The organism is Arthrobacter echini, assembly GCF_004803505.1.
Taxonomy (GTDB): domain Bacteria; phylum Actinomycetota; class Actinomycetes; order Actinomycetales; family Micrococcaceae; genus Arthrobacter_D; species Arthrobacter_D echini.
The window spans coordinates 238,528-262,641 of sequence record NZ_SSWH01000002.1 but is presented as its reverse complement, the minus strand read 5'-3'; the positions used below and the strand labels follow the sequence as shown (position 1 = coordinate 262,641).

Below are 24,114 nucleotides of genomic sequence, written 5' to 3'. Positions count from 1 at the left end.
GCAACGGGCACTGAGAGGCAACGGGCACTGGGAACCTGAGATCGTCCTGCCCGAGGAACTCCGAACGATCGGCGCGCCACGCGAAGCTCCCGGTGTCGTGCTCCACGTCACCATAGCCTTAGGATGTTGGCATACGTGCTGCATCGACGCTGTCGCGGCGCCACGACAATGCAATGACACCCCATGTCAGTGACAACAGAGCCTCGGATCCCATGCGACCCGTGATGGACACTCACTGGTATTCGTCCCCGTGGCGTACTTCTCTTCCTGGAGGCATTTTGAAGAACTCACTGAGCAGGTTCTCACGTGGAACCGGCCTGTCGGCCGCCGTCCTCGGCGCATCGGCCCTCGTCCTGTCCGGCTGCGGCGCGCCGCCCGCCGAGGACGCCTCCGGCGGGTCCGAGGCCGGGGCGAACCCCGACTACCTCGGCTGCATCGTCTCGGACTCGGGCGGATTCGACGATCGCTCGTTCAACCAGTCCAGCTACGAGGGTCTGCAGATGGCCCAGAGCGATCTGGGCATCCAGACCAACGAGGCCGAGTCGCAGGCACAGACCGACTTCGGACCCAACGTGGACGCGATGGTCGCGGACGGCTGCAACCTGATCATCACGGTCGGGTTCCTACTCGCCGACACCACGAGGGACACCGCTGAGGCGAACACCGAGACGAACTTCGCAATCATCGACGACAATTCGATCGACCTGCCGAACGTCAAGCCGATCATCTACGACACGGCCGAAGCCGCCTTCCTGGCCGGGTACGCCGCCGCCGCGACGACCGAGACGGGCACGGTGGCCACCTACGGCGGGGTCAACATCCCGACCGTGACCATCTTCATGGACGGCTTCGCCGAGGGCGTCGACTACTACAACGAGGAGAACGACGGCGACGTCGAGCTCCTCGGGTGGGATCAGGACAGCCAGAACGGCACCTTCATCGGGAACTTCGAGGATGCAGCCGCGGGCAAGACCAACACCCAGAACTTCATCAACGAGGGCGCGGACATCATCATGCCCGTCGCGGGCCCGGTGGGCTCCGGCACGCTCGATGCCGTGATCGAGGCCAACGCGGCAGGCGAGGACGTGAAGGCTGTCTGGGTGGATTCGGACGGCTACGAGACCGCGGGCAAGGGTCAGGAGTTCATCCTCACCTCCGTCATGAAGCTCATGGGCGACGCCGTCGAGGAGGTCATCACCAACGACGTCGACGGCGAGTTCGACAACAGCCCGTACGTGGGCACCCTGGAGAACGGCGGTGTCGCGCTTGCGCCGTTCCACGACCAGGAGGCCAATGTGCCGGCCGAGCTGCAGACCACGCTCGACGACCTGGAGGCGCAGATCATCTCCGGTGACATCACCGTGGATTCGGCTGCCAGCCCCCAGTAGTCCGTCACCGGCGCAGAACCGCCCTCGTCCCCGCAAGGACCACGCGAGGACGAGGGCGGTTCTGCGTCGCTCCGCCCGGGATCGTCGACACCACACCGGCGCAGACCCGGGAAGCCCCAGGGCAGCGGCGGTCCCAAGACAACAGAAGTACGACAGAACAGGCTGGTTGAGGTGTGAAGCTCGAACTGATCGGCATCACGAAGCGCTTCGGGACGTTCGTGGCCAACGATCACATCGATCTGGTCGTGGAGCCGGGGCAGGTCCACAGTCTGCTCGGGGAGAACGGCGCCGGGAAGTCCACGCTCATGAACGTCCTCTACGGGCTGTACGACCCGACGGAGGGCGAGATCCGCGTCGACGACGAGCGCGTGAGCTTCAAGGGTCCCGGTGAGGCCATGGCAGCGGGGATCGGCATGGTGCACCAGCACTTCATGCTCGTCCCGGTCTTCACCGTTGCCGAGAACGTAGCCCTCGGCAACGAGACCACGCGGGGGGCGGGTCTGCTCAATCTCTCCCGCACGCGCGAGCGCATCCGGGAGATCTCCGACCAGTACGGGTTCGCCGTCGACCCCGACGCGGTGGTCGAGGACCTCCCGGTGGGCGTGCAGCAGCGCGTGGAGATCATCAAGGCACTGGTGCGCGACGCCGAGGTGCTGATCCTCGACGAACCGACGGCTGTACTGACTCCGAAGGAGACCGACGAACTCCTCGGGATCATGGGTCAGCTCACGAAGGACGGGAAGTCGATCGTCTTCATCTCCCACAAGCTGCGCGAGGTGAAGGCCGTCTCCCACGTGATCACCGTGATCCGCCGCGGCAAGGTCGTGGCCACGGCCGACCCCAGTGCCTCGACCACGGAGCTCGCCTCCCTCATGGTGGGCAGGTCGGTCAGCCTGAGCCTCGACAAGGCGCCGGCCGTGCCCGGTGAGGTGAGCTTCCGGGTCCGCGACCTCGTGGTGCAGGCCGCCAACGGCCAGCGCGTGGTGGACGGTCTGAGCTTCGACGTCGCCGACGGCGAGATCCTCGCCGTCGCCGGCGTCCAGGGCAACGGCCAGACGGAGCTCACCGAGGCGATCCTCGGCTTGCAGGACCATGTGAGCGGCTCGATCACCCTCGGAGGCACCGAACTCGTGGGCCGCAGCGTGAAGGAGATCATCTCGGCGGGCGTCGGATTCGTTCCGGAGGACCGCAGCGTCGAAGGACTCGTCGGCACCTTCTCCGTCGCCGAGAATCTCGTCCTCAATCGCTACGACGCCGCCCCCTTCGCCAGAGGCCTGTCCATGTCGCCCGCTGCTGTCGCACAGAACGCCGACGAGAAGATCGCGGAGTTCGACGTCCGCACGCAGTCGGCGTCGTCCCCGGCCGGAACGCTCTCGGGCGGCAATCAGCAGAAGGTCGTGATGGCGCGCGAGCTCTCGCGCCCCCTCAAGCTGTTCATCGCCTCGCAGCCCACGCGCGGGGTCGACGTCGGATCCATCGAGTTCCTGCACCGGCGCATCATCGCCGAGCGCGACGGCGGGACGCCGGTCGTCATCGTCTCCACGGAGCTCGACGAGGTGCTGGAGCTCGCCGACCGCATCGCCGTGCTCTACCGCGGGCGCCTCATGGGCATCATGCCCGGCACGGTCTCGCGTGATGTCCTCGGGCTCATGATGGCCGGTATGTCCGCCGACGAAGCGCTGGCCCAGGTACACGACGTCCAAGGAGGAAACCTGTGAGCCCGCAGGACGAGAACCCACCAGCACCGGCTTCCGGTAATTCCGCGTCGAGCCGCCGGGCGGCCAGGGAGAACTCGGAGCAGGACGAGCGGCGCGTGCAGGAGGCCACGGAGACCGCCGACGGAGAGCTCCCGCCTCCCGCCGCCGAGGCCACGGCGCCCGTTCCCGAGCCGGAAACCGATCCGGAATCGGACCCACAGGAGCGCTCGCTCCTGTACCGGGTCATGACGGGCAGTGCGCTGGTCGCCTTCTTGTCCGTGGTGCTGTCCCTGATCCTGGGCGGCATCCTGATCGCAGTGACCGATCCCGAGGTCGCCCGGGCGTCGTCGTACTTCTTCACCCGCCCGCTGGACACGCTGTCGGCGGCGTGGTCCGCTGCGTCCAACGCGTACGTCGCCCTGTTCCAGGGTTCCGTGATCAACGTCAGGGGCACCTCCTTCACGAGCGTGATCTACCCGCTGACGCAGACGCTCACGGTGGCGACACCGCTGATCTGCGCGGGGCTCGGCGTTGCGCTGGCCTTCCGGGCAGGACTGTTCAACATCGGTGCGCAGGGTCAGATCCTCATCGGCGCGACGTTCGCCGCCTGGGTGGGCTTCACCCTCCACCTGCCGGCGGGGGTGCACCTGCTGCTCGTCGTTCTCGCGGGCATGGTCGGCGGTGCCGTGTGGGCCGGGCTGGTGGGAGTCCTCAAGGCGCGAACCGGCGCCCACGAGGTCATTCTCACCATCATGTTCAACTACATCGCCACGAATCTGGTGCTGTACTTCCTGAGCACTCCCGCGTTCCAGCGGCCGGGATCCACGAATCCCATCAGCCCGCAGCTCGATTCCACGGCCGTGTACCCGCTGCTGCTGGGTTCCGCATTCCGCCTGCACTGGGGGTTCGTGGTCGCGGTGGTGGCGACGGTCTTCGTGTGGTGGCTCCTGAACCGCTCCACGGTGGGCTTCGAACTCCGGGCCGTCGGTGCCAATGCGAGCGCGGCGCGTACCGCCGGCATCAGTGTGAGCAGGGGCTACATCCTCGCGATGGCCATCGCGGGAGCCCTCGCCGGTCTGGCGGGTGTGGCCCAGGTGTCCGGCACAGAGCAGGTCCTGACCTCGGGTGTCGCGGCGAGCTTCGGGTTCGACGCGATCACCGTCGCGCTGCTCGGGCGCTCCTCGCCCTGGGGTACCTTCGCGGCCGGCGTCCTGTTCGGCGCGTTCCGGGCCGGGGGAGTCACCATGCAGGCCTCCACCGGGACGAGCATCGACATCGTCCTCGTGGTGCAGTCGCTGATCGTCCTGTTCATCGCGGCTCCTCCGCTCGTCCGCGCGCTCTTCCGTCTCCCGGTGCCCGGGGCCGAGAGCACCGGGAAGCGTGGGAAGAAGAACAAGGGCACCCCGACCCGCACGCCAGCCTCGACCGGAGCCGCAGCATGAGCACAGCAACCACAGCAACCACGGCAGGCACCCCGGGCACCGGGATCGGCGGCACCGGCACGGCGAGCGTGCGCAGCTGGAAGAACCCGATCATCCTCTCCGTCGTGGCACTGGTGAGCCTCGTCGTGTTCGCCCTCGGAGCGCCCGGGAACAGCGTCACCTTCCGGCTCTCGCAGTCGAGCGATGCGATCGTTCTACCCTCCATCGTGGTGTCGGCGCCGATCGTGGGGTGGAGCTGCGCGCTCGCGATGCTCGCCCTGGCCGCCATCGCCGTCCTGCTGACCCGTGCAGCGGTGAGGACGCCCACCTGGCTGATCGCTGTCTTCGCCCTCCTGTTCCTCGTCGCCTTCCTCACCTGGGTGGTGGGCAGCGCACGCACGCCGAACGTCGCCCTCTACGGACTCCTCGCAGGATCCGTCACCCTGGCGGTCCCGCTGATCTTCGGTTCGCTCTCGGGCGTGCTCTGTGAACGCTCCGGCGTCGTCAACATCGCCATCGAGGGTCAGCTCCTGTTCGGCGCGTTCGCCGCCGCCGTCGCCGGCTCGCTCTCGGGCAGCGCCTTCATCGGGCTCCTCGCGGCGGCCGTGGCCGGCGTGCTCGTCTCGCTCGTCCTGGCGATCTTCAGCATCCGCTACCTGGTGAACCAGGTGATCGTCGGCGTCGTGCTGAACGTGCTGGTGTCCGGGCTCACCGGCTTCCTCTTCTCCGCGGTGCTCAGCGAGGACTCCCAGCGGTGGAACTCGCCCCCGCGCCTGCCGGTGATCAGGATCCCCATCCTCGCCGACATCCCGGTGATCGGTCCCATCCTGTTCGAACAGACCATCGTGGGCTACCTGATGTACATCGCGGTCGCCGTCGTCTACGTGGCGCTCTACCACTCGCGCTGGGGCCTGCGGACCCGCGCGGTCGGCGAGCACCCCAAGGCCGCCGACACGCTCGGTGTGAACGTCAACCGGATGCGGTTCATGAACGTGCTCCTCGCCGGCGTCGTCGCCGGGATCGGCGGAGCCTTCTTCACGCTCGTGGCCGTCTCCGGCTTCGGCCGGGACATGACGGCAGGCCAGGGGTACATCGCCCTCGCCGCCCTGATCTTCGGCCGCTGGAACCCGATCGGCGCGTTCTTCGCGGCCCTGCTCTTCGGCTTCGCCACGAATCTGTCCAACGTCCTGAGCCTGCTCGGCACACCGGTGCCCGACCAGTTCCTGCGCATGCTGCCGTATGTCGTGACCGTCTTCGCCGTCGCCGGTCTGGTGGGCCGTTCGCGGGCGCCGGGGGCCAGCGGCATCCCCTACATCAAGGGTTAGGAAAAACGCTCATGACGATGCCTGAGACGCACGGCGAGCAGGACATCCAGGACACCTTGTGGGAGGCCCTGGCCGCCACGGCGAGGGAGGCGATGACCCACGCCTACGTGCCGTACTCTAAGTTCCCGGTGGGCGCTGCGGCACTGCTCGACGACGGCCGGATCGTCTCCGGCTGCAACGTGGAGAACGCCTCCTACGGACTCACGCTCTGCGCCGAGTGCGCCCTCGTCAGTGCGCTCGCCATGAGCGGGGGCGGACGCATCAGGGCCTTCAGCTGCGTGGATGGCGAGGGCAACACCCTCATGCCGTGCGGACGCTGCCGGCAACTGCTGTACGAGTTCCGCGCACCCGACATGGTGCTCATGACCGTCAGTGGTGTCCGCACCATGGACGAGGTGCTCCCCGACGCCTTCGGTCCCCAGCACCTCGCATGAGCCGGGCGCTCCTCCGGATCCCCTCGACGCCCCTGACCACCGACCGACCACCGACGGACCACCGACGCACTGAAGACCCATCGACAACCCACTACGTGAGGGATCTCCCATGACCGAAGCCTTCGACGCCGTCGACATCATCCGCACCAAACGCGATCGCGGAACCCTCTCGCCCGAACAGATCGACTGGACCATCGACGCCTACACGCGCGGCGAGATCGCCGACGAGCAGATGGCCGCCCTGAACATGGCGATCCTGCTCAACGGGATGGACCGGGCGGAGATCTCGCGCTGGACCGCCGCGATGATCGCCTCCGGGGAACGCATGGACTTCTCCACCCTGGATCGTCCCACGAGCGACAAGCACTCCACCGGAGGCGTCGGCGACAAGATCACCCTGCCGCTCGCCCCGCTCGTGGCCGTGTTCGGCGTCGCCGTGCCGCAGCTCTCCGGCCGGGGACTCGGCCACACGGGAGGCACACTGGACAAGCTGGAGTCGATCCCGGGCTGGCAAGCGTACCTGAGCAACGAGGACATGCTGCGCCAGCTCGCCGAGGTGGGTGCGGTGATCTGCGCCGCCGGTACCGGCCTGGCACCGGCCGACAAGAAGCTCTACGCACTGCGGGACGTCACCGGCACGGTGGAGGCCATCCCGCTGATCGCCTCCTCGATCATGAGCAAGAAGATCGCAGAGGGGACCGGTTCGCTCGTGCTCGACGTCAAGGTGGGCAGCGGCGCGTTCATGAAGGACGTGGACCAGGCGCGTGAGCTCGCGGAGACCATGGTGGCCCTCGGGAAGGACGCCGGTGTCAACACCGTGGCGCTCCTGACCGGCATGAGCACCCCGCTCGGTCTCACCGCCGGTAACGCCATCGAGGTGGAGGAGTCCGTCGAGGTCCTCGCCGGCGGGGGTCCGGCCGACGTCGTCGAACTCACCGTGCGCCTCGCGGAGGAGATGCTCACCGCCGCGGGCGTGCACGACGCCGATCCGGCTGCCGCCCTGCGGGACGGCCGCGCCATGGACGTCTGGAACGCGATGATCGAGGCCCAGGGCGGTGACCCGCGCGCAGCCCTTCCGGTGGCGCGGGAGTCCGAGGTGATCCTCGCACCGGCCGACGGCGTCCTCGTGGAACTCGACGCCCTGTCCGTGGGCGTCGCGGCCTGGCGCCTGGGGGCCGGACGTGCGCGGAAGGAGGACCGGGTGCAGGCCGGGGCCGGTGTGCGGATGCACGCGAAGCCCGGAGCGTTCGTCCGGGCCGGTGAGCCCCTCCTGACGCTGCTCACCGACACCCCGGAGAAGTTCGACCGAGCGCGGGAGGCGCTGGCCGACGCCGTCGTGATCGCCCCCGAGGGCTCACGCCCGGCACAGCAGCTCATCATCGACCGCATCGCGTAGGCGTAGGGTTGGAGGCGTGACCCAGACCCAGCACGAGGCCGCTTCCGACGCCGCCATCGACATCCGGACCCTGCCGAAGATCTCCCTCCACGACCACCTCGACGGCGGACTGAGACCGGCCACCATCCTCGAACTCGCAGCGGAGATCGGTCATGATCTTCCGGCCGGCGACCAGGAGTCACTGCGTGCCTGGTTCCGGGAGTCGGCCGATTCGGGCTCCCTCGAGCGCTATCTCGAGACCTTCGACCACACGATCGCCGTGATGCAGACGCGCGAGGGCCTCATCAGGGTGGCCCGGGAGTTCGTCGAGGATCTCGCACTCGACGGCGTGGTCTACGGCGAGGTGCGCTGGGCGCCCGAGCAGCACACCCGGCAGGGCCTGAGTCTCGACGACGCGGTCGAGGCGGTCCAGGAGGGTCTGGAGGCGGGGGCCGCCGCAGCGATCGCCGCAGGTCGCATCATCCAGGTGGGTCAGCTCATCACGGCGATGCGGCACGCCGACCGCGGTCAGGAGATCGCCGAACTGGCGCTGCGCCATCGCGACAGGGGTGCGGTGGGCTTCGACATCGCCGGAGCCGAGAACGGCTTCCTCCCCTCCCGTTTCGCGGATGCCTTCACCTTCCTGGCCGCTGAGCAGTTCCCGGTGACCATCCACGCCGGTGAGGCTGCGGGACTGGAGAGCATCCAGGACGCACTCGTGGCCGGGCGGGCACTGCGCCTCGGGCACGGCGTGCGGATCGCGGAGGACATCGAGATCGAGGAGTCCGCCCAGGAGGAGCAGACCGAGGCTCAGGAGATCGGCATCGCCGATCTCGGACGGCTGGCCTCATGGGTGCGCGATCGCGGTATCCCGCTGGAGCTGTGCCCGTCCTCGAACCTGCAGACCGGCGCGATCGCGGCCTTCGGATCCGGTATCGACGCCCACCCGTTCGATCTGCTCTATCAGCTCGGGTTCAAGGTGACCGTCAATCCCGACAACCGGTTGATGAGCGGTGTCACGCTCACGGGCGAGTTCGAACTGCTCGTGGACACCTTCGGGTACGACCTCGGCGATCTGCTCGAGCTCACCCTCAACGCCGTCGATGCCGCATTCCTGCCCCTCGAGGACCGCGAAGCCCTGGTGGGGCATGTCACCAGCAGGTTCGACGCCGCGGCAGCCGGGGTTGCGGCAGAGGCGTCCTGAGCATGGCGGCAGCATGACGGACCCCGTTCTCCCGCACGGTGAGAGCGCCCGGGCCGGCGCGGCTGGAGCGGCCGTGGAGCGTCTCCTCGAGGTGATCCGGTTACTGCGCCGCCACTGCCCGTGGACCGCTGCGCTGGACCACGCCGTACTGCTCGAGTATTTGGTGGAGGAGACGTACGAGCTGTACGAGGCGATCGACGACGTCGAGCGGGCCGAGCGCGCGGCCGAGCCCGCGGAGCACCTCCGCGAGGAGCTGCGCGGCGAACTCGGCGACGTCCTCTTCCAGGTGGTGCTGCACGCACAGCTGCAGGCCGAGCAGGGGAACTTCGGCCTGGCCGAGGTGGCCCGATCGCTGACCGCGAAACTGGTACGGAGGAATCCCCACGTGTTCTCCTCCGACGGCAGTCTGCGCCGGACGTTCCCCGCATCGGTGGACCAGATCGCCACCACCTGGCAGGACGTCAAGAAGCAGGAGCGACCCCGGCGGACCTCCCCGTTCGACGGCATCCCGCACCACCTGCCCGCGGTGGCCTTCGCGGCCAAGACGCTCAGGCGCGCCGGTGATCCCGGTAGGACGAGTGATCCCGGAAGGACCGGCTCAGCGGAGCAGTCGGAAGTGGGCGCGCAGCCCGACGAGCCCATGCATACCGACGAGGTGGTGTACACCGAGGAGGCGGTGGGCCGGGAGCTGCTGGGGGTGATCCGCGAGGCACTGCGCTCCGGAGTGGATCCGGAGCGCGCCCTCCGGCGGGCCGTCCTGGAGTACCAGCGGGACAGTGTGCGGCAGGTCGCCGCCGACGACGGATGACCGCCCTGGGCCGGCAGCCACGACCGCGCGCCGCGCTGCGGTTCCGGGCGCCGTCGTGAACTAGGCTGGACAGACGAGCCGAGCAGCCCTGACAACGATGTCACCACCTGACCACCCGTTCGCCACCGAAGAGGAGCACATTCATGGCCATCATCGACGCCATCCATGCCAGGGAGATTCTCGATTCCCGCGGGAATCCCACCGTCGAGGTGGAGGTCCTGCTCGACGACGACACCTTCGGCCGCGCGGCCGTCCCCTCCGGTGCATCCACCGGACGGTTCGAGGCCAACGAGCGACGCGACGGCGAGAAGAGCCGCTATCTCGGCAAGGGGGTGCTCCAGGCGGTCGAAGCCGTGACCGAACAGATCCAGCCCGCACTCCTCGGCTTCGACGCCGCGGACCAGCGCGCCATCGACCAGGCGATGATCGATCTGGACGGGTCGGAGAACAAGTCGAATCTGGGGGCCAACGCCATCCTGGGCGTGTCGCTGGCGATCGCGCGCGCTGCCGCCGAGTCCTCGGCCCTGCCGCTCTACCGCTACCTCGGCGGGCCCAACGCCCATGTTCTGCCCGTGCCGCTGATGAACATCCTCAACGGTGGCTCGCACGCCGACTCGGACGTCGACATCCAGGAGTTCATGATCGTGCCTCTCGGCGCGCAGTCCTACTCCGAAGGGCTGCGCTGGGGCGTGGAGGTCTACCACGAGCTCAAGGCGGTGCTCAAGGAGAAGTCACTGGCGACGGGTCTGGGGGACGAGGGCGGCTTCGCCCCGAATCTTCCCTCGAACCGGGATGCCCTGGATCTCATCACCACCGCCGTCGAACGGGCCGGGTACACCCCCGGCAGGGACATCGCCTTCGCCCTGGACGTCGCAGCCTCCGAGTTCTTCGAGAACGGCACCTATCAGTTCGAGGGTTCATCGCGAACCACCGAGCAGATGAGCGCGTACTACGAGGAGCTGGTGCGTGACTACCCGCTCGTGTCGATCGAGGATCCGCTCGACGAGGACGACTGGGAGGGCTGGAAGCACCTCACCGACGCGATCGGTGACCAGGTGCAGATCGTCGGCGACGACCTCTTCGTCACCAACCCGACACGCCTGACCAAGGGCATCTCGAGCGGGACCGCGAACTCCCTGCTGGTGAAGGTGAACCAGATCGGCACGCTGACCGAGACGCTCGACGCCATCTCCCTCGCCCAGCGCGCCGGCTACACCACGATCACCTCCCACCGCTCCGGGGAGACCGAGGACACGACCATCGCGGACATCTGCGTGGCGACCAACGCCGGGCAGATCAAGACTGGAGCACCGGCCCGCAGCGAGCGCGTGGCGAAGTACAACCAGCTCCTGCGCATCGAGGAGGAGCTCGACGACGCGGCACGCTACGCCGGACGAGACGCCTTCCCGCGGTTCACGGCCTAGCAGATCCAGCCAGTGTGCGGTCGGTGATGCGCAGCGCGGATATCCTCGCTGAACGGGTCGCGGACGAAAACCCACTGTGCTGTGATCAGTGCGCTGGGACTGATTGTGCTGTGACACCTGCGCTGCGAAGGATATGCGGTGAGAGGTCTGCTGTGACGGATGAACCAAGAGGAGTTCCATGAGTGCCCGCCGCCCCAATGTGCCACGAGCCGGCCGCTCTTCGCCCCGGCCGGAGCAGCCGACGCGCAACACGGGCGAGGACCAGTTCGCCCCCGGCAGCAACCCGGGCTCGTCAGCGGCACGTCCGGCTGCTGCTCCGACGTCGTTCACCGGTGCGGTGCGCCCATCATCGGTGCACGGAACGGACCCGGTATCAGCGACGGACGTGCACTCGCACACGAGGTTCGCCACACGTGCCCCGGCTCCGCGTGGCGCGGGTCCTTCCGCGACGAAGGACCCGCGCAGCAGTTCGGCGATCGGGGGCCGGACGGCGCGGCGTTCGGAGCACACGACGCCGGTGCACGGGATACCGGCCGCCCGTCCGCGGGGCTCCCGGCCGGCTTCCGCCCCGGAGAAACGCGCCGCCGAGCGGGAGCAGCTCGCCGGCACCATCCAGCGTGGCAGGCTCGGCTCCAGGCGTGTCGAGTCGCCCATCCGGCCCGCGGAGGAGGCGACGCCGATCCCGGCGAGAACCTTCTCGGGGCGACTGCTGGCGCTCGCCGTCGTCCTGATCGCCGTGATCGTCCTCCTGGCCCCGACCGTGAGCCGCTACGTGCAGCAGCAGGCCGAGGTGGACACGCTCCGCGCGGAGATCGCGGTGCAGGAGCAGGAGAGAGCCGCGAACCAGTCCGAGCTCGACCGCTGGGACGACCCGGCCTTCGTCCGGCAGCAGGCCCGCGAGCGCATCTTCCTCGTGATGCCGGGGGAGACACGCTACCTCGTCAAGGGTGGCACGGGGATCGAGGACAGTACCGGTGAGGGATCACCCGCCGAACCGGACGATCTCCCGTGGGTGGACTCCCTGTGGAACTCCATCACCCGCGCAGCGACGGACTGAGCAGACGACTCGGCAGGGGCACAACGGCCCGAGGCATTCGGGCGCCGCGTGCGGCGCCCCCGGAAGGAATTGCGTGACCCAGAACGATCAGCAGAACGGGCAGCGGAGCAGCGCCGCCGATCTCGTGGCGCCCAGCGGGGCCGATCTCGAGGTGCTCAGCAGGCAGCTCGGGCGCCCGGTCCGTGACGTCGTCGGGATCGGCGCCCGCTGCGTCTGTGGGAATCCGCTGGTGGCGGTGACGGCGCCGCGCCTGTCGAACGGGATCCCCTTCCCCACGACCTACTACCTCAGTCACCCGGTCATCACCTCCGCCGTCTCACGACTCGAGGCCGAGGGCGTCATGACCGAGATGACCGAACGCCTGAGGACGGACCCCGGGCTCGCCGAGCGTTACCGCGGCGCCCACGAGGCGTACCTCCGTTCCCGCGCGGCCGTGGGCGAGCGGTCCGGCACGGGCCCGGTCGAGGAGATCGACCGCGTCTCCGCCGGCGGGATGCCGTCCCGTGTCAAGTGTCTGCACGTCCTGGCGGGCCATTCCTTGACCGCCGGTGCCGGCGTCAACCCGCTCGGGGACGAGGCGCTCGAGCGGATCGGACCGTGGTGGAGGCGGGACCGCTGCTACTGCCAGGGCGCCTGGGACACCACCGGTCAGGCGCCGGAAGCCGATCTCAGCCGCCATACGCGCACCCAGGGGCTGAGCCCGGACCAGCTGGACGCCAAGCGCGAGGCCCGACGGCGCGGCGCACTCCGCTCCGGTGGTCCTGCCACCCCGGAGGAGATCTGATGCGCACGGCTGCCATCGACTGCGGCACCAATTCCATCCGTCTCCTGATCGCCGATGTCGAGGACGACGCCCTCACCGACGTCGTGCGTACCATGCGGGTGGTCCGACTCGGTGAGGGCGTGGACGCGACCGGGCGTCTGTCCGAGGCAGCGCTGGAGCGCACCTTCGCCGCGGCCGAGGAGTACGCGGCACTGATCGAGGAGCACGGGAGTCCCCCGGTGAGATTCGTGGCGACCTCGGCATCGCGGGACGCGCGGAACCGGAAGGACTTCGTCGACGGGATCCGTGGGCGCCTCGGCGTCGAACCGGAGGTCGTCACCGGCGACGAGGAGGCGCGGCTGTCCTTCGAGGGAGCCTCCAGTGTCCTCGCGGCCACGGGCGAGGACACGGTCCTCGTGGTGGACCTCGGCGGCGGCAGCACGGAGTTCGTCGCAGGAACAGCGGCAGGGCTGATCGGCTCCCGGAGCACGAACATGGGGTGCGTGCGCTTCACGGAGCGCTTCCTGCGGGCAGATCCCCCGATGCCGGACGAGATCGCCGCGATGCGGTCCGAGGTGGGACGCTTCATGGACGAGGCAGCGGAGCAGGTTCCCCTCGATCGGGTCACCAGGATCATCGGAGTGGCGGGGAGCGTGACCACGGTGACCGCCCACGCCCTGCGGCTGCCCGAGTACCAGCCCGAACGGATCCATGGTGCCGAACTGACCCTCGAGGAGATCTCGGCGGCGGCATCGGACCTCCTGCACCTGTCCCGCGAGGACCGCGCTGCCCTTCCCTACATGCATCCGGGACGCGTGGACGTGATCGGGGCAGGCGCCCTGATCTGGGCCTGCATCGTCGAGCGTGTGGGAGCCGCCACGGAGGGCCGCGTCCGGACCGCCGTCACCAGCGAGCACGACATCCTCGACGGCATGGCCCTGAGCATCGCGGAGCGGCACGGGTGAGCTGATGCGTTCCCGAGCGCTCCTGGCCCTGCGTACGGCAGGCGTCCTCACGGGAAGCCTCGCGCTCCTGCTCCCCACGGCCCTGCCGGCGGCGGCGGACGATGTGCGCGGCGACCAGTACTGGCTCGGGGAGTACGGCATCACGGAGGCGTGGGCCAGTACCCGGGGCGAGGGCGTGACCGTCGCGGTGATCGACAGCGGTGTCGACGGGAGCCAGCAGGATCTCACGGGCGCCGTGGTCGGTGGAACGGATGTCTCGGGCGCCGGCGGTCCTGCGGGTGAACTCGGTATCGGCGAGGTGCCGAGTCACGGCACGCTCGTGAGCACCCTCCTGGCAGGGCGCGGACACACCGCGGGCCAGGCGCCGGGGGCGCTACCGGCGCCCGATCCGGAACCGGGTCGGCCCGGTGTGACGGAGCAGGGTCCCGGGGCCTACGGCCAGTACGGGCGAGGCCCGGACGGTGTGGTGGGCGTGGCGCCGGAAGCGGATCTGCTGGCCGTCTCGGTCTGGGTCGACGGACCGACCAGCGGCCCGAATCCCGCGGGCATCCCGGTCGAGGAGCAGATACCGGAGGCCGTGACCTGGGCCGTGGACCACGGGGCGGACGTCATCAACATCTCCATCGGCAGCACCAGCACCGAGTGGCCCGAGAGCTGGGACGAGGCGTTCCTGCACGCGGAGGAGAACGACGTCGTGATCGTGGCCGCGGCGGGGAACAGGGCCGGGGGGCTGAGCCAGGTCGGTGCTCCCGCGACCATCCCCGGCGTCCTCGCCGTCGCCGGTCTGGACCGCTCCGGCACGGCCAGCGCGGGGGCGTCGTCGGAGGGGATCAGCATCGGCGTCGCTGCTCCGTCGGAGAATCTCGTCGGTGGCATGCCCGGCGGGTTGTACGCCGACTGGTCCGGGACATCGGGATCGGCTCCGCTGGTCGCAGGTGTCGCCGCGCTGGTCCGAGCCAGGCATCCGGGGCTCTCGGCCGCGGAGGTCGTCAACCGGATCCTGGACACCGCGAGGGATGCAGGTCCACCGGGCTTCGACACCCTCTACGGCTACGGCGTACTGGACGCCGCTGCGGCCGTCGAGGAGGACCTGGAGGTACCCGCCGAGAACCGGTTGGGCAGCATGGCCGAGTGGATCCACCTGTACCGGCGGGCGGACCACCCCGATCCGCCCGCACCCATCCAACCTGAGCAGGCTCCACCACCCACCGCGACGGTCACGCCTCCGCCTGCACCGACAGCCACCGAGCCCTTCGGGTCCTCACGTGCACTCGGTGCCGTCGTCGTCCTCGGGTCGGGTGGAGTACTGCTCCTGGCGCTGGTGACAGGGACAGTGCATGTCCTGCGGGTTCGCCGCCGGACCACATCGGCCGGGACCCCGGAGCCCGGTCCTGGCACGGCCGACACTCCTCGATGACCGGGGGCGAAGAGGTTCCGGGAATGGTGCGGAGCCAGTGAAGATGTTCACAAACTCCGGTAGCATCGACGCATGGCAAAGACTCAACATTTCTCCGACCGTCCGCGCATTCTCGTCGTAGGTGGTGGGTACGCAGGCCTGTACGTGGCGCACCGACTGCAGAGGAAGGTCAGGGACCACGGCGGGATCGTCACACTCGTGGACCCCGTGCCCTACATGACCTACCAGCCGTTCCTCCCCGAGGTCGCCGCAGGAAGTATCGAGCCACGCCATGCGATCGTCTCGCACCGCCGGCACCTGCGGAAGACGGAGCTGATCAGCGGCAAGGTGACGTCGGTGGACCACGCCGCCCGCACTGCATCGATCGAACCGATGGACGGCGGTGAGGCCTTCGATCTCGCCTACACCGAGATCGTGATGACTGCCGGTTCGATCACGCGCACCTTCCCGATCGACGGCCTCAAGGACGAGGGCATCGGCATGAAGTCCATCGAGGAAGCGGTCGCCGTCCGTGACGGGCTGCTCGAGCGTATCGAAACCGCGTCGACCATGGAGAAGGGCCCCGAACGGGATCGCGCCCTCACCTTCGTGCTCGTCGGGGGTGGCTACGCAGGCATCGAGACGATGACGGAGCTCGAGGACGCGGCGCGTGACGCCGTCAAGGCCAACCCACGGCTCAGCCGTTCCGACCTGCGCTTCGTCGTCATCGAGGCCATGGGCCGGATCATGCCCGAGCTCACGGAGGACCAGGCCAAGTGGGTGGAGAAGCACCTGGCCGACCGCGACATCGAGCTCCTGCTCAACACGTCCCTGGACAGCGCCACGGGCGGCAGGCTCAAGCTCATCAACATGCCGGACAAGACGCCGGCCGACGAGTTCGAGACCGACACGCTGATCTGGACCGCCGGCGTGCAGGCGAACCCGGTGAACCGGTCCACCGACTTCCCCATCGACGATCGCGGGCGGCTGCGCGCCACCGCGGAACTGCAGATCTCGGGCGACGACGGGCCCATCGCCCATGCCTGGACCGCAGGGGACATCGCGGCCATTCCCGATCTCACGGGCGGTGGAGTGGGCGGATTCTGCGTTCCCAACGCCCAGCACGCCGTCCGGCAGGCCAAGCTGCTCGCCGCGAACGTCCTCGCCGCTGCCTTCGGTGAGGGAGAGGTCAAGGAGTACCGGCATCACAACCTCGGGGCCGTTGCCGGTCTCGGGCAGTACAAGGGTGTCGCGAACATCCTGGGATTCGGACTCAAGGGTCTGCCGGCGTGGCTCGCCCACCGCGGGTACCACGGTCTGTCCATGCCGATGTACGAGCGCAAGGCACGCGTGCTCGCCGACTGGAGCATGGGTTTCCTGTTCGGGCGCGACCTGGTGCCGCTGACCTACCTGCAGGAGCCCACCTTCCAGTTCCGCGAGGCCGCCACGCCGCCGAAGAAGAAGGACAAGGTCGGGGCAGGCAAGGCTTCCGCCTGAGGGACGAGCGCCCTGCGTGGTGACGGATCGAGCTCTGCTGGACCGGGGCCCTGATGAACGAGAACGACGGCGGTCCCCTCTGGGGTCGCCGTCGTTCTCGCATGTCGGTCCTGTTCCCGCACCGCTCACGGCGATACGCTGATCCGGTGTCGGCCCCAGTAGCCCAACGGCAGAGGCAGCAGACTTAAAATCTGTTCAGTCAGGGTTCGAGTCCCTGCTGGGGCACACATGCCTCCTACGACACCTGTCAAGACCGTCGAAGCCCGGATGTGACGAGCGTTACAATGTTGTGACCTGATTCCCTTATGTCGGCTCTCGATATGAATTAGCTTTTCTACAGGCCAGGAAGACCTGGCACCACGTGTCACAGGCCACAGGCCTTCTGGTCGAGGAGACTGATTCATGACTGCACCACGCAACCGCGCGCTGTTCGGCATCGGGGAACGCACTCCGAGTGCGGTGAGGATCGCCGCACTCGGACTGGGCATAGCCCTCTTCGCCTCCGGTTGCGCAGGTGATTCCGATGATACGGATACCGGGAGCGAGAGCACCGACAGCAGTACGACGACCAGTACCGAGGCCGGCCCTGCCGAGACCAGCAGCGCAGCGGCAATGGCGTCGCTGGCCTGCCCGGAGTCGGAGGGTGCGGAAGGACAGGAGCAGGGGGAGAGGGGTGATCCCGCTGCCGTGCCGGCGAGCGAGACCACGAGCCCCGAGCCGCTCCGGCTCGGTTCCCTCCTGCCCACCACCGGAACACTGGCGTTCCTCGGCCCGCCCGAGATCGCCGGCAGCCAACTCGCGGTCAACGAGATCAACGAGGCCGGCGGTGTCCTGGGACAGGACGTCTCCATCACCCAGCGCGACTCCGGTGACACGACGACGGATATCGCCACCCAGTCCGTGACCGATCTGCTGTCGCAGGACGTCAACGCGATCGTCGGGGCTGCCTCGTCGGGTGTCTCCAAGACCGTCATCAACCAGATCACGGGCGCCGGCGTGGTGATGTTCTCACCCGCCAACACCTCGCCCGAGTTCACGGACTGGGACGACGACGGGCTCTACTGGCGTACAGCTCCCTCGGACGTGCTCCAGGGCCGTACCCTCGGCACCTACATCACCACCTGCGGAGCCCAGACGGTCGGCATGATCACGCTGAACGACTCCTACGGGACCGGTCTCCAGAGCAATATCCAGGAGACCGTGGAAGCCGCGGGCGGGCAGGTGGTCGCCAACGAGATGTTCAACACGGGTGACTCGCAGTTCTCGAGCCAGGTGGACGCGATCGCCGCAGCCGCACCGGACGCGGTGGTCCTGATCAGCTTCGACGAGGCCACGAGCATCGTCCCGCTGCTCATCGCCAGCGGCATCGACCCGAGCACGCTGTTCATGGTGGACGGCAACACCTCCGACTACAGCGAGGACCTCGATCCGGGAACACTCGAGGGCGCCCAGGGCACCATCCCGGGTCCCTTCGCCGGAACCGCCTTCCAGGACGCCCTGGCGACCGTCGACCCGGATCTGACCAGTCTCGCGTACGCCGGTGAGGCCTACGATGCGGTGAATCTCATCGCACTCGCCGCCGAAGCGGCCGGAAGCGTGGAGGGCGCGGATCTTGCCGGAGAACTGGAGGCCGTGTCGAAGGACGGCACCAAGTGCTTCGACTTCGCCGGCTGCGTCACCCTGCTGCGTGACGGGGAGGACATCGACTACGACGGCATCTCCGGCCCGGTGGCCTTCGACGAGAACGGTGATCCCACGGAGGCCGCCATCGGGATCTACCGGTACGACGGCGACAACGTGCCCCAGCCCTACCGCTCGGAGATCGGACAGCTCTGAGGTAGAACAGCTCGTCGGAGAGACCGGCTCCTAGGCCGGACCGATCAGCCCCGGCAACCCTTCCTCGGAAGGCGTGCCGGGGCTGTTCTGCAGGGCATACCTGCGGGGACAGCCGGAACCGGGGAGGCGAGATGCTCAGGCGGTGTCGGCGAGCGTGCCGAGATAGAGCTGAATGACCTTCGGGTCCTTCAGCAGTTCCCGGCCGGTTCCGGTGTAGGCGTCCTTGCCCTGGTCGAGCACGTAGGCGCGGTCGCAGATCTGCAGACAGCGCCGTGCATTCTGCTCGACCATGATCACGGACACGCCGGCGCGGTTGATCTCGTGCACCCGCAGGAACGTCTCGTCCTGCCTGACCGGGGAGAGCCCGGCAGAGGGCTCGTCGAGCAGCAGCACAGCGGGATCCATCATGAGCGCCCGGCCCATGGCGACCATCTGCCGTTCGCCGCCCGAGAGCGAACCCGCTCGCTGCGCCTTCCGCTTGCCGAGCTCGGGGAAGAGACCCGTGACGAACTCGAAGCGCTCCCTGTAGTCCCTGGGCCGCTGGTACATGCCCATCTCGAGATTCTCCTCGATGGTCAGGGTGCCGAAGACGTTGTTGGTCTGCGGTACGAAGCCCACGCCCTGACTGACGAGCTTGTTCGCCTTCAGGCCGGTCAGGTTCTTCCCGCGCACCATCACGGTGCCGGAGTGGACCTTCACGAGACCGAACATGGCCTTCAGGAGCGTCGACTTGCCGGCCCCGTTGGGCCCGATGATCCCGATGAGTTCACCGCGGCGTGCCTCGATGCTGCAGCCGTTGAGAATATTGACACCGGGCAGGTATCCCGCGACCAGCTCGGTGACCTTCACGACCGAATCGCCGTCGAAATCTTCTCTCATCTCGTCTCCTCGTCCGTCTGCGCAGACTCCGCCGTGTGTGCTCCGCCGGCCTCCGCGCCGCCGGTCCCGAGGATCCCTTCCTCATCGGTGCCGACGACCGAGGCGTCGTCGCCGGCGAGCTCCTCCGCGAGATGGTCGACGCCCGTGCTGTCGCCCAGGTCGACGTCGTGGTGGGCGCCCAGGTAGGCGTCGATGACGGCCTGGTCCTTCATGACGATTGCCGGAGGCCCTTCGGCGACGACCTTCCCCTCCGCCATGACGACCACCCAGTCCGCGATGTGGCGGACCATGTGCATGTCGTGCTCGACGAACAGTACCGTCATGCCCTCGTCCTTCAGACTCCTGATGTGGTCGAGCAGTGACTGCGTGAGGGCCGGGTTGACGCCGGCCATCGGCTCGTCGAGCATCACGAGTCGAGGTCGTACCATCAGCGCCCGCGCCATCTCGAGGAGCTTGCGCTGACCCCCTGAGAGTGACGCCGCGTAGTCGTCGCGCTTGGTGTCCAGCTTGAACTTCGCGAGCAGCACCTCGGCCTGCGCGGTGATCTCCTTCTCCCGCCGGCCCCATACGCCCTTGAACAGCGCGCGGGCCAGGCTCTCACCCGGCTGGTCCGTTGCACCCAGCCGCATGTTCTCCATGACCGTGAGCTTGCCCATGACCTTGGTGAGCTGGAACGTGCGGACCATTCCCATGCGCGCCACCCTGTGCGAGGCGACCTTGGCCAGCGGCGCGCCGTCGAACTCCCAGTCGCCGCTGTCGGGTGTGTCGAAACCGGTCAGCAGATTGAACAGGGTGGTCTTCCCGGCACCGTTGGGCCCGATCAGCGCCGTGATCATGTGGCGGGGAATCTCCAGGTGCTCCACGTCGACGGCGTTGACGCCGCCGAAACTCCGCGTCACGTTGTCCGCCACGACGATGGGATCACGCTTCCGGCAGCCCGGGCCCGTCCCGTCGGTGGCGATCGGCGCCGCCGGGACCACTCCGGGGTCCACGGCGTGGGACCCGGCCGCGGCAGCTGCACTCCCGGCGGTCCGGCCTCCACGGGAGTTCCGGTCGAGCGGGTCCGGGGTGTGACCTGTGTGTTCTGCGCTCATGCGAATGCCAGCTCCTTCTTGTTGCCCAGGACGCCCTGCGGCCTGAAGACCATGAGCAGCATCAGTGCCACACCCACGAGGATGTAGCGCAGCTGGCCCGCCTGCGCGTTCGACAGGAACGTGATGGCTCCGATCTCGATGGCACCGTACAGCAGGCCCTGGGTCAGCGAGAGCACCACCCAGAAGATCATCGCGCCGATCACCGGCCCGAGCACCGTCGCCATGCCCCCCAGCAGGAGGCAGGTGTAGAGGAAGAAGGTCAGCTCCGTCGCGTAGTTGGCCGGCTGGACGGCTCCGCGGGGCAGCGTGAAGATGATGCCGGCCAGGGACCCGAGGATCCCGCCGATCACGAGCGCCTGCATCTTGTAGGCATACACGTTCTTGCCGAGCGAGCGCACGGCGTTCTCGTCCTCTCGGATGCCCTTGAGCACCCGGCCCCAGGGGCTGCGCATCAGGAGCCAGACCGTCAGGCAGGCCAGGATCACCACGGTCCAGCCGACCACCCTGATCCACAGGTCCCGCTCGTTCAGGGCGAGGGGGCCGACGTCGTAGGTCCCCACCGGGAAGGGATTGAGCCCGAAGAAGCCGCCCTCGAAGGCGGCAAGACCGTTGGCGGACCCGGTGATGTCCGTCAGCCCGTTGGTCGTGACGATGTAGCGGATGATCTCGGCGGCGGCGATGGTCACGATCGCGAGATAGTCTGCCCGCAGTCTGAGCGTCGGTATGCCCAGGAGGATGGCGAAGAGGACCGACGCGAGGATCGCCACGAGGACCGCGAGCGGGAGCGGGGCATCGAAGGTCAGGGTAGCGATCGCGTAGCCGTACGCTCCGACCGCCATGAAGCCGGCCTGGCCGAAGTTCAGCAGTCCCGAGTAGCCGAAGTGCACGGCCAGACCCAGGGCAGCCAGCGCGTACGCCGCAGTGGTGGGACTGATCAGCTCACCGAAGGCGTTGACGAGGATGTTTCCGAAGTCCATGAGGAGTCCCTAACCTATGCGCTCGCTGCGGCCGAGGATACCCTGCGGCCGGAAGAGGAGCACGAGAATCAGAATCAGCAGCGCCCCCACGTACTTGAGGTCCGCCTCGAGCCAGATCGTGGAGATCTCCACGAAGAGCCCGACGATGATGGAGCCGATGAGTGCGCCGAAGACGGTGCCCAGTCCGCCGAGGGTGACGCCGGCGAAGATGAGCAGCAGGATCTGCTGGCCCATGTTGTAGGAGACGCCCGGGCGGTAGTACGCCCACAGGATGCCGCCGAGTGCGGCGAGCATTCCCCCCACGACCCACACGATGCGGATGACGCGATCGACGTCGATACCGGACGCGGCAGCCAGGGCCGGATTGTCGGCCACGGCCCGCGTGGCCTTGCCGACCCGCGTTCGCAGGAGCAGGAAGGCGACGACGAGGATGATGACCAGGCTCACTGCCAGGGACGTCAGGTTGTTGCGGGAGATCGACACGGAGCCGACGTCGATGATCTCGCTCTGCGACCCGGGCAATTGCTGGGTTGCGCCGCCGAAGAACAGCTGGATGATGTAGCGCAGGGCGAGAGCCAGGCCGATGCTGACGATCATCATGGGTACGAGACCGGTTCCGCGTCGCCGCAGCGGCTTCCACAATCCGGCATCCTGCACGTACCCGAGGAGACCACCTGCGACGACCGCGAGCACGATCGCGACCGCGATGGGCAGACCGGTCGCCGCGAGACCGAAGGCGACGACGGCGCCGAACGTCACCATCTCCCCGTGGGCGAAGTTGGTGAGTCCGGTGGTCCCGAAGATGAGGGACAGGCCGACGGCACTGAGCGCGAGCAGGAGGCCGAAGCTGAAACCGGCCAGGGCGCGTTCGGCGAGTGTCTCCAGGAACGGGGTCTGCTGCGTGGTGATGCCGTCGCCGAACAGGAACAGCGTGGTCGCGCTGGAGGTGTTGGCGAAACTCACCTCCCGCGGATTCTCCTGACCTTCCGCCAGTACCCTGCCCTCGGGGAGGGTGTCCTCGTCGATGCCGACCTCGTAGGTGCCCTGCTCCGGCACGCCGATCCGCCAGGCACCGTTCGCCCCCGAGGTCGTCTCGCCCTCGAAGCCGTTGCCGGTGACCGTGACGGTGACACCTGCGAGGGGTCCGGCGGCACCGCGGAGCACCCCGCCGATGCTGTTGTCGAACTCCTGCTCCTGGTCACCGGTGGTCCCCTGCACACGGAGCGACCCGAGGTGCGTTCCCGGCGCGGGCGGTTCGGCTGATGCATGGGACGCCGGGGTCCCGAGCAGCACGAGCAGCACGACGCCGAGAGCCAGCAGCAGCGACCTCCTGATCCGTGCAGGCGTCGTCAGGGTGAGCAAGATGGGAACCTCCGCGGTGGGACAGACCCGGCGGAGGACCGACGGGAGGGCAACTGTGACGCGTGTCACCGACGTCGAGATCATGCTACTCGCGGGTAGGTTCAGCGGTACGCAAAAGGTTCCGCAGGAGATAGCGATTCGGTAACGATCCCGTGCTCCGGCCCTGCCGGTCTTGTCATCCTCCCCTTCGTCATCCTCGCGGGGCACCCCGCGGAGGGAACAAACGACGCCCGGAATCGTTGATGTTGGTAGGGTTGCCCGGACACGCGGGCCCATATGGAGGACAGAAGAACATGGCACTTGGCGGTAATCCGGTTTTCAACGGGAAGACGTTCCGATCCGCTACCCGGGGCAATCAGCCGGCGGGAACGGGCACGGTGACGTACGCGGGGGACTCGACCGCGAGCCGGCAGCAGCTGGAGCATCTGTACAACCAGCCATCGGCGGGACCGGCCCAGATGGGTCGCATGACCTTCGACGACGTGATCGTGAAGACGCTGCTGTGTATCGGCGTGGTCCTCCTGGGTGCAGCGGTTCCGGCGTTCGTGCTGCCGGGACTCGCGCTGCCCCTCATGGTGGTCGGAGCGCTCGGAGGCTTCGTCCTCGGTCTCGTCAATGCTTTCAAGCGCGAGCCCTCACCGGCGCTGATCCTCGCCTACGCGGCTCTGGAGGGCCTCTTCGTCGGCGGAATCACGACGGTGCTCGAAGCGCGGTTCCCGGGGATCGCGGTGCAGGCGGTTCTCGGAACCCTCGTGGTGTTCGGTGTGACGCTGGCGCTGTTCAAGAGCGGCAAGGTGCGCGCCACCCCGAAGGCGATGAAGTTCTTCATGATCGCCATCATCAGCTACGCGGTGTTCTCACTGGTCAATCTGGGCCTCATGATCTTCGGCGTGACCGAGGGGATGTTCGGCCTTCGCAGCACCGGGATCCCGGGAACCGAGGGGATGCTCGGCTTCGCCGAGGGGATCCCGTTCGGTCTCGTGATCGGACTGCTCGCCATCGGTCTCGCCGCGTTCTCCCTCATCGTCGACTTCACCTCGATCAGCGAGGGCGTCCGGCACGGTGCCCCGCAGAGGTACTCCTGGACCGCGGCCTTCGGTCTCACCGTCACCCTGATCTGGCTGTACGTCGAGATCCTCCGCCTCATCGCGATCATCCGCGGCAGCGAGTGAGCCCCGCCCGGCCGGTTCTCGCCGGCTGGACCGGCTGACG

Annotated in this window: 20 protein-coding genes and 1 tRNA gene; 17 read left to right on the top strand and 4 right to left on the bottom strand. The window is 68.1% G+C overall.

Features of this window, described 5'->3' with window-relative positions:
• The first annotated feature begins 278 nt into the window (after positions 1 to 278).
• The 16 genes from E8P82_RS03585 to E8P82_RS03510 all read left to right on the top strand — a co-directional run bounded on the left by E8P82_RS03585 (position 279) and on the right by E8P82_RS03510 (position 18,590).
• Positions 279 to 1,388, top strand: coding sequence for a BMP family lipoprotein (locus tag E8P82_RS03585; RefSeq protein ID WP_246020925.1), 1,110 nt, complete (start codon positions 279 to 281; stop codon positions 1,386 to 1,388).
• Positions 1,389 to 1,561: 173 nt separating this feature from the next.
• Entirely contained in the window at positions 1,562 to 3,106 is a 1,545-nt protein-coding gene (locus tag E8P82_RS03580; RefSeq protein WP_136453113.1) for an ABC transporter ATP-binding protein, read from the top strand.
• Positions 3,103 to 4,527, top strand: a complete 1,425-nt coding sequence (locus E8P82_RS03575; protein WP_425455982.1) for an ABC transporter permease — start codon at positions 3,103 to 3,105, stop codon at positions 4,525 to 4,527. The genes E8P82_RS03580 and E8P82_RS03575 overlap by 4 nt, the downstream gene beginning before the upstream one ends.
• Positions 4,524 to 5,831: an ABC transporter permease gene (locus E8P82_RS03570; protein WP_136453112.1), complete on the top strand. Its 1,308-nt coding sequence runs from the start codon at positions 4,524 to 4,526 to the stop codon at positions 5,829 to 5,831. The genes E8P82_RS03575 and E8P82_RS03570 overlap by 4 nt, the downstream gene beginning before the upstream one ends.
• Positions 5,832 to 5,848: 17 nt before the next feature.
• Positions 5,849 to 6,265: a cytidine deaminase gene (locus tag E8P82_RS03565; RefSeq protein WP_136453229.1), complete on the top strand. Its 417-nt coding sequence runs from the start codon at positions 5,849 to 5,851 to the stop codon at positions 6,263 to 6,265.
• A gap of 109 nt (positions 6,266 to 6,374) precedes the next feature.
• The gene (locus E8P82_RS03560; protein ID WP_136453111.1) at positions 6,375 to 7,661 is read left to right on the top strand and encodes a thymidine phosphorylase; all 1,287 of its coding nucleotides are present in this window, start codon (positions 6,375 to 6,377) and stop codon (positions 7,659 to 7,661) included.
• Positions 7,662 to 7,677: 16 nt separating this feature from the next.
• Complete coding sequence (locus E8P82_RS03555) at positions 7,678 to 8,844, top strand: adenosine deaminase (protein WP_136453110.1); 1,167 nt, start codon at positions 7,678 to 7,680, stop codon at positions 8,842 to 8,844.
• A gap of 13 nt (positions 8,845 to 8,857) precedes the next feature.
• The gene (locus E8P82_RS03550; RefSeq protein WP_136453109.1) at positions 8,858 to 9,652 is read left to right on the top strand and encodes a MazG nucleotide pyrophosphohydrolase domain-containing protein; all 795 of its coding nucleotides are present in this window, start codon (positions 8,858 to 8,860) and stop codon (positions 9,650 to 9,652) included.
• Positions 9,653 to 9,795: 143 nt separating this feature from the next.
• A complete protein-coding gene (eno, locus tag E8P82_RS03545; protein WP_136453108.1) occupies positions 9,796 to 11,076 on the top strand; it encodes a phosphopyruvate hydratase in 1,281 nt (426 codons plus the stop codon).
• Positions 11,077 to 11,254: 178 nt separating this feature from the next.
• Positions 11,255 to 12,133: an FtsB family cell division protein gene (locus tag E8P82_RS03540; protein WP_136453107.1), complete on the top strand. Its 879-nt coding sequence runs from the start codon at positions 11,255 to 11,257 to the stop codon at positions 12,131 to 12,133.
• A 73-nt stretch (positions 12,134 to 12,206) separates the two neighbouring features.
• Positions 12,207 to 12,917, top strand: coding sequence for a DUF501 domain-containing protein (locus tag E8P82_RS03535; protein WP_136453106.1), 711 nt, complete (start codon positions 12,207 to 12,209; stop codon positions 12,915 to 12,917).
• On the top strand, positions 12,914 to 13,861 hold the full coding sequence (locus E8P82_RS03530) for a Ppx/GppA phosphatase family protein (protein ID WP_136453228.1): 948 nt from the start codon (positions 12,914 to 12,916) through the stop codon (positions 13,859 to 13,861). The genes E8P82_RS03535 and E8P82_RS03530 overlap by 4 nt, the downstream gene beginning before the upstream one ends.
• A 4-nt stretch (positions 13,862 to 13,865) precedes the next feature.
• Complete coding sequence (locus E8P82_RS03525; protein ID WP_136453105.1) at positions 13,866 to 15,278, top strand: S8 family serine peptidase; 1,413 nt, start codon at positions 13,866 to 13,868, stop codon at positions 15,276 to 15,278.
• Between the two features lie 72 nt (positions 15,279 to 15,350).
• On the top strand, positions 15,351 to 16,754 hold the full coding sequence (locus E8P82_RS03520) for an NAD(P)/FAD-dependent oxidoreductase (RefSeq protein WP_136453104.1): 1,404 nt from the start codon (positions 15,351 to 15,353) through the stop codon (positions 16,752 to 16,754).
• 152 nt (positions 16,755 to 16,906) lie between these two features.
• Positions 16,907 to 16,979: transfer RNA gene (locus E8P82_RS03515), tRNA-Leu, on the top strand.
• 177 nt (positions 16,980 to 17,156) lie between these two features.
• Entirely contained in the window at positions 17,157 to 18,590 is a 1,434-nt protein-coding gene (locus E8P82_RS03510) for an ABC transporter substrate-binding protein (protein WP_136453103.1), read from the top strand.
• A 135-nt stretch (positions 18,591 to 18,725) separates the two neighbouring features.
• Here E8P82_RS03510 and E8P82_RS03505 read toward each other — a convergent pair whose 3' ends face one another.
• From E8P82_RS03505 to E8P82_RS03490, 4 genes are read right to left on the bottom strand one after another with little or no spacing between them, the layout of a single operon-like run.
• The gene (locus tag E8P82_RS03505; protein WP_136453102.1) at positions 18,726 to 19,469 is read right to left on the bottom strand and encodes an ABC transporter ATP-binding protein; all 744 of its coding nucleotides are present in this window, start codon (positions 19,467 to 19,469) and stop codon (positions 18,726 to 18,728) included.
• Positions 19,466 to 20,563: an ABC transporter ATP-binding protein gene (locus tag E8P82_RS03500; protein ID WP_136453101.1), complete on the bottom strand. Its 1,098-nt coding sequence runs from the start codon at positions 20,561 to 20,563 to the stop codon at positions 19,466 to 19,468. Before E8P82_RS03500 ends, E8P82_RS03505 begins: the two co-directional genes overlap by 4 nt.
• Positions 20,560 to 21,540: a branched-chain amino acid ABC transporter permease gene (locus tag E8P82_RS03495; protein WP_136453100.1), complete on the bottom strand. Its 981-nt coding sequence runs from the start codon at positions 21,538 to 21,540 to the stop codon at positions 20,560 to 20,562. Before E8P82_RS03495 ends, E8P82_RS03500 begins: the two co-directional genes overlap by 4 nt.
• Positions 21,541 to 21,549: 9 nt before the next feature.
• On the bottom strand, positions 21,550 to 22,893 hold the full coding sequence (locus E8P82_RS03490; RefSeq protein WP_425455986.1) for a branched-chain amino acid ABC transporter permease: 1,344 nt from the start codon (positions 22,891 to 22,893) through the stop codon (positions 21,550 to 21,552).
• Positions 22,894 to 23,195: 302 nt separating this feature from the next.
• Here E8P82_RS03490 and E8P82_RS03485 point away from each other — a divergent pair, with 302 nt between their 5' ends.
• The gene (locus tag E8P82_RS03485; RefSeq protein ID WP_136453098.1) at positions 23,196 to 24,074 is read left to right on the top strand and encodes a Bax inhibitor-1/YccA family protein; all 879 of its coding nucleotides are present in this window, start codon (positions 23,196 to 23,198) and stop codon (positions 24,072 to 24,074) included.
• Positions 24,075 to 24,114 lie beyond the last annotated feature (40 nt).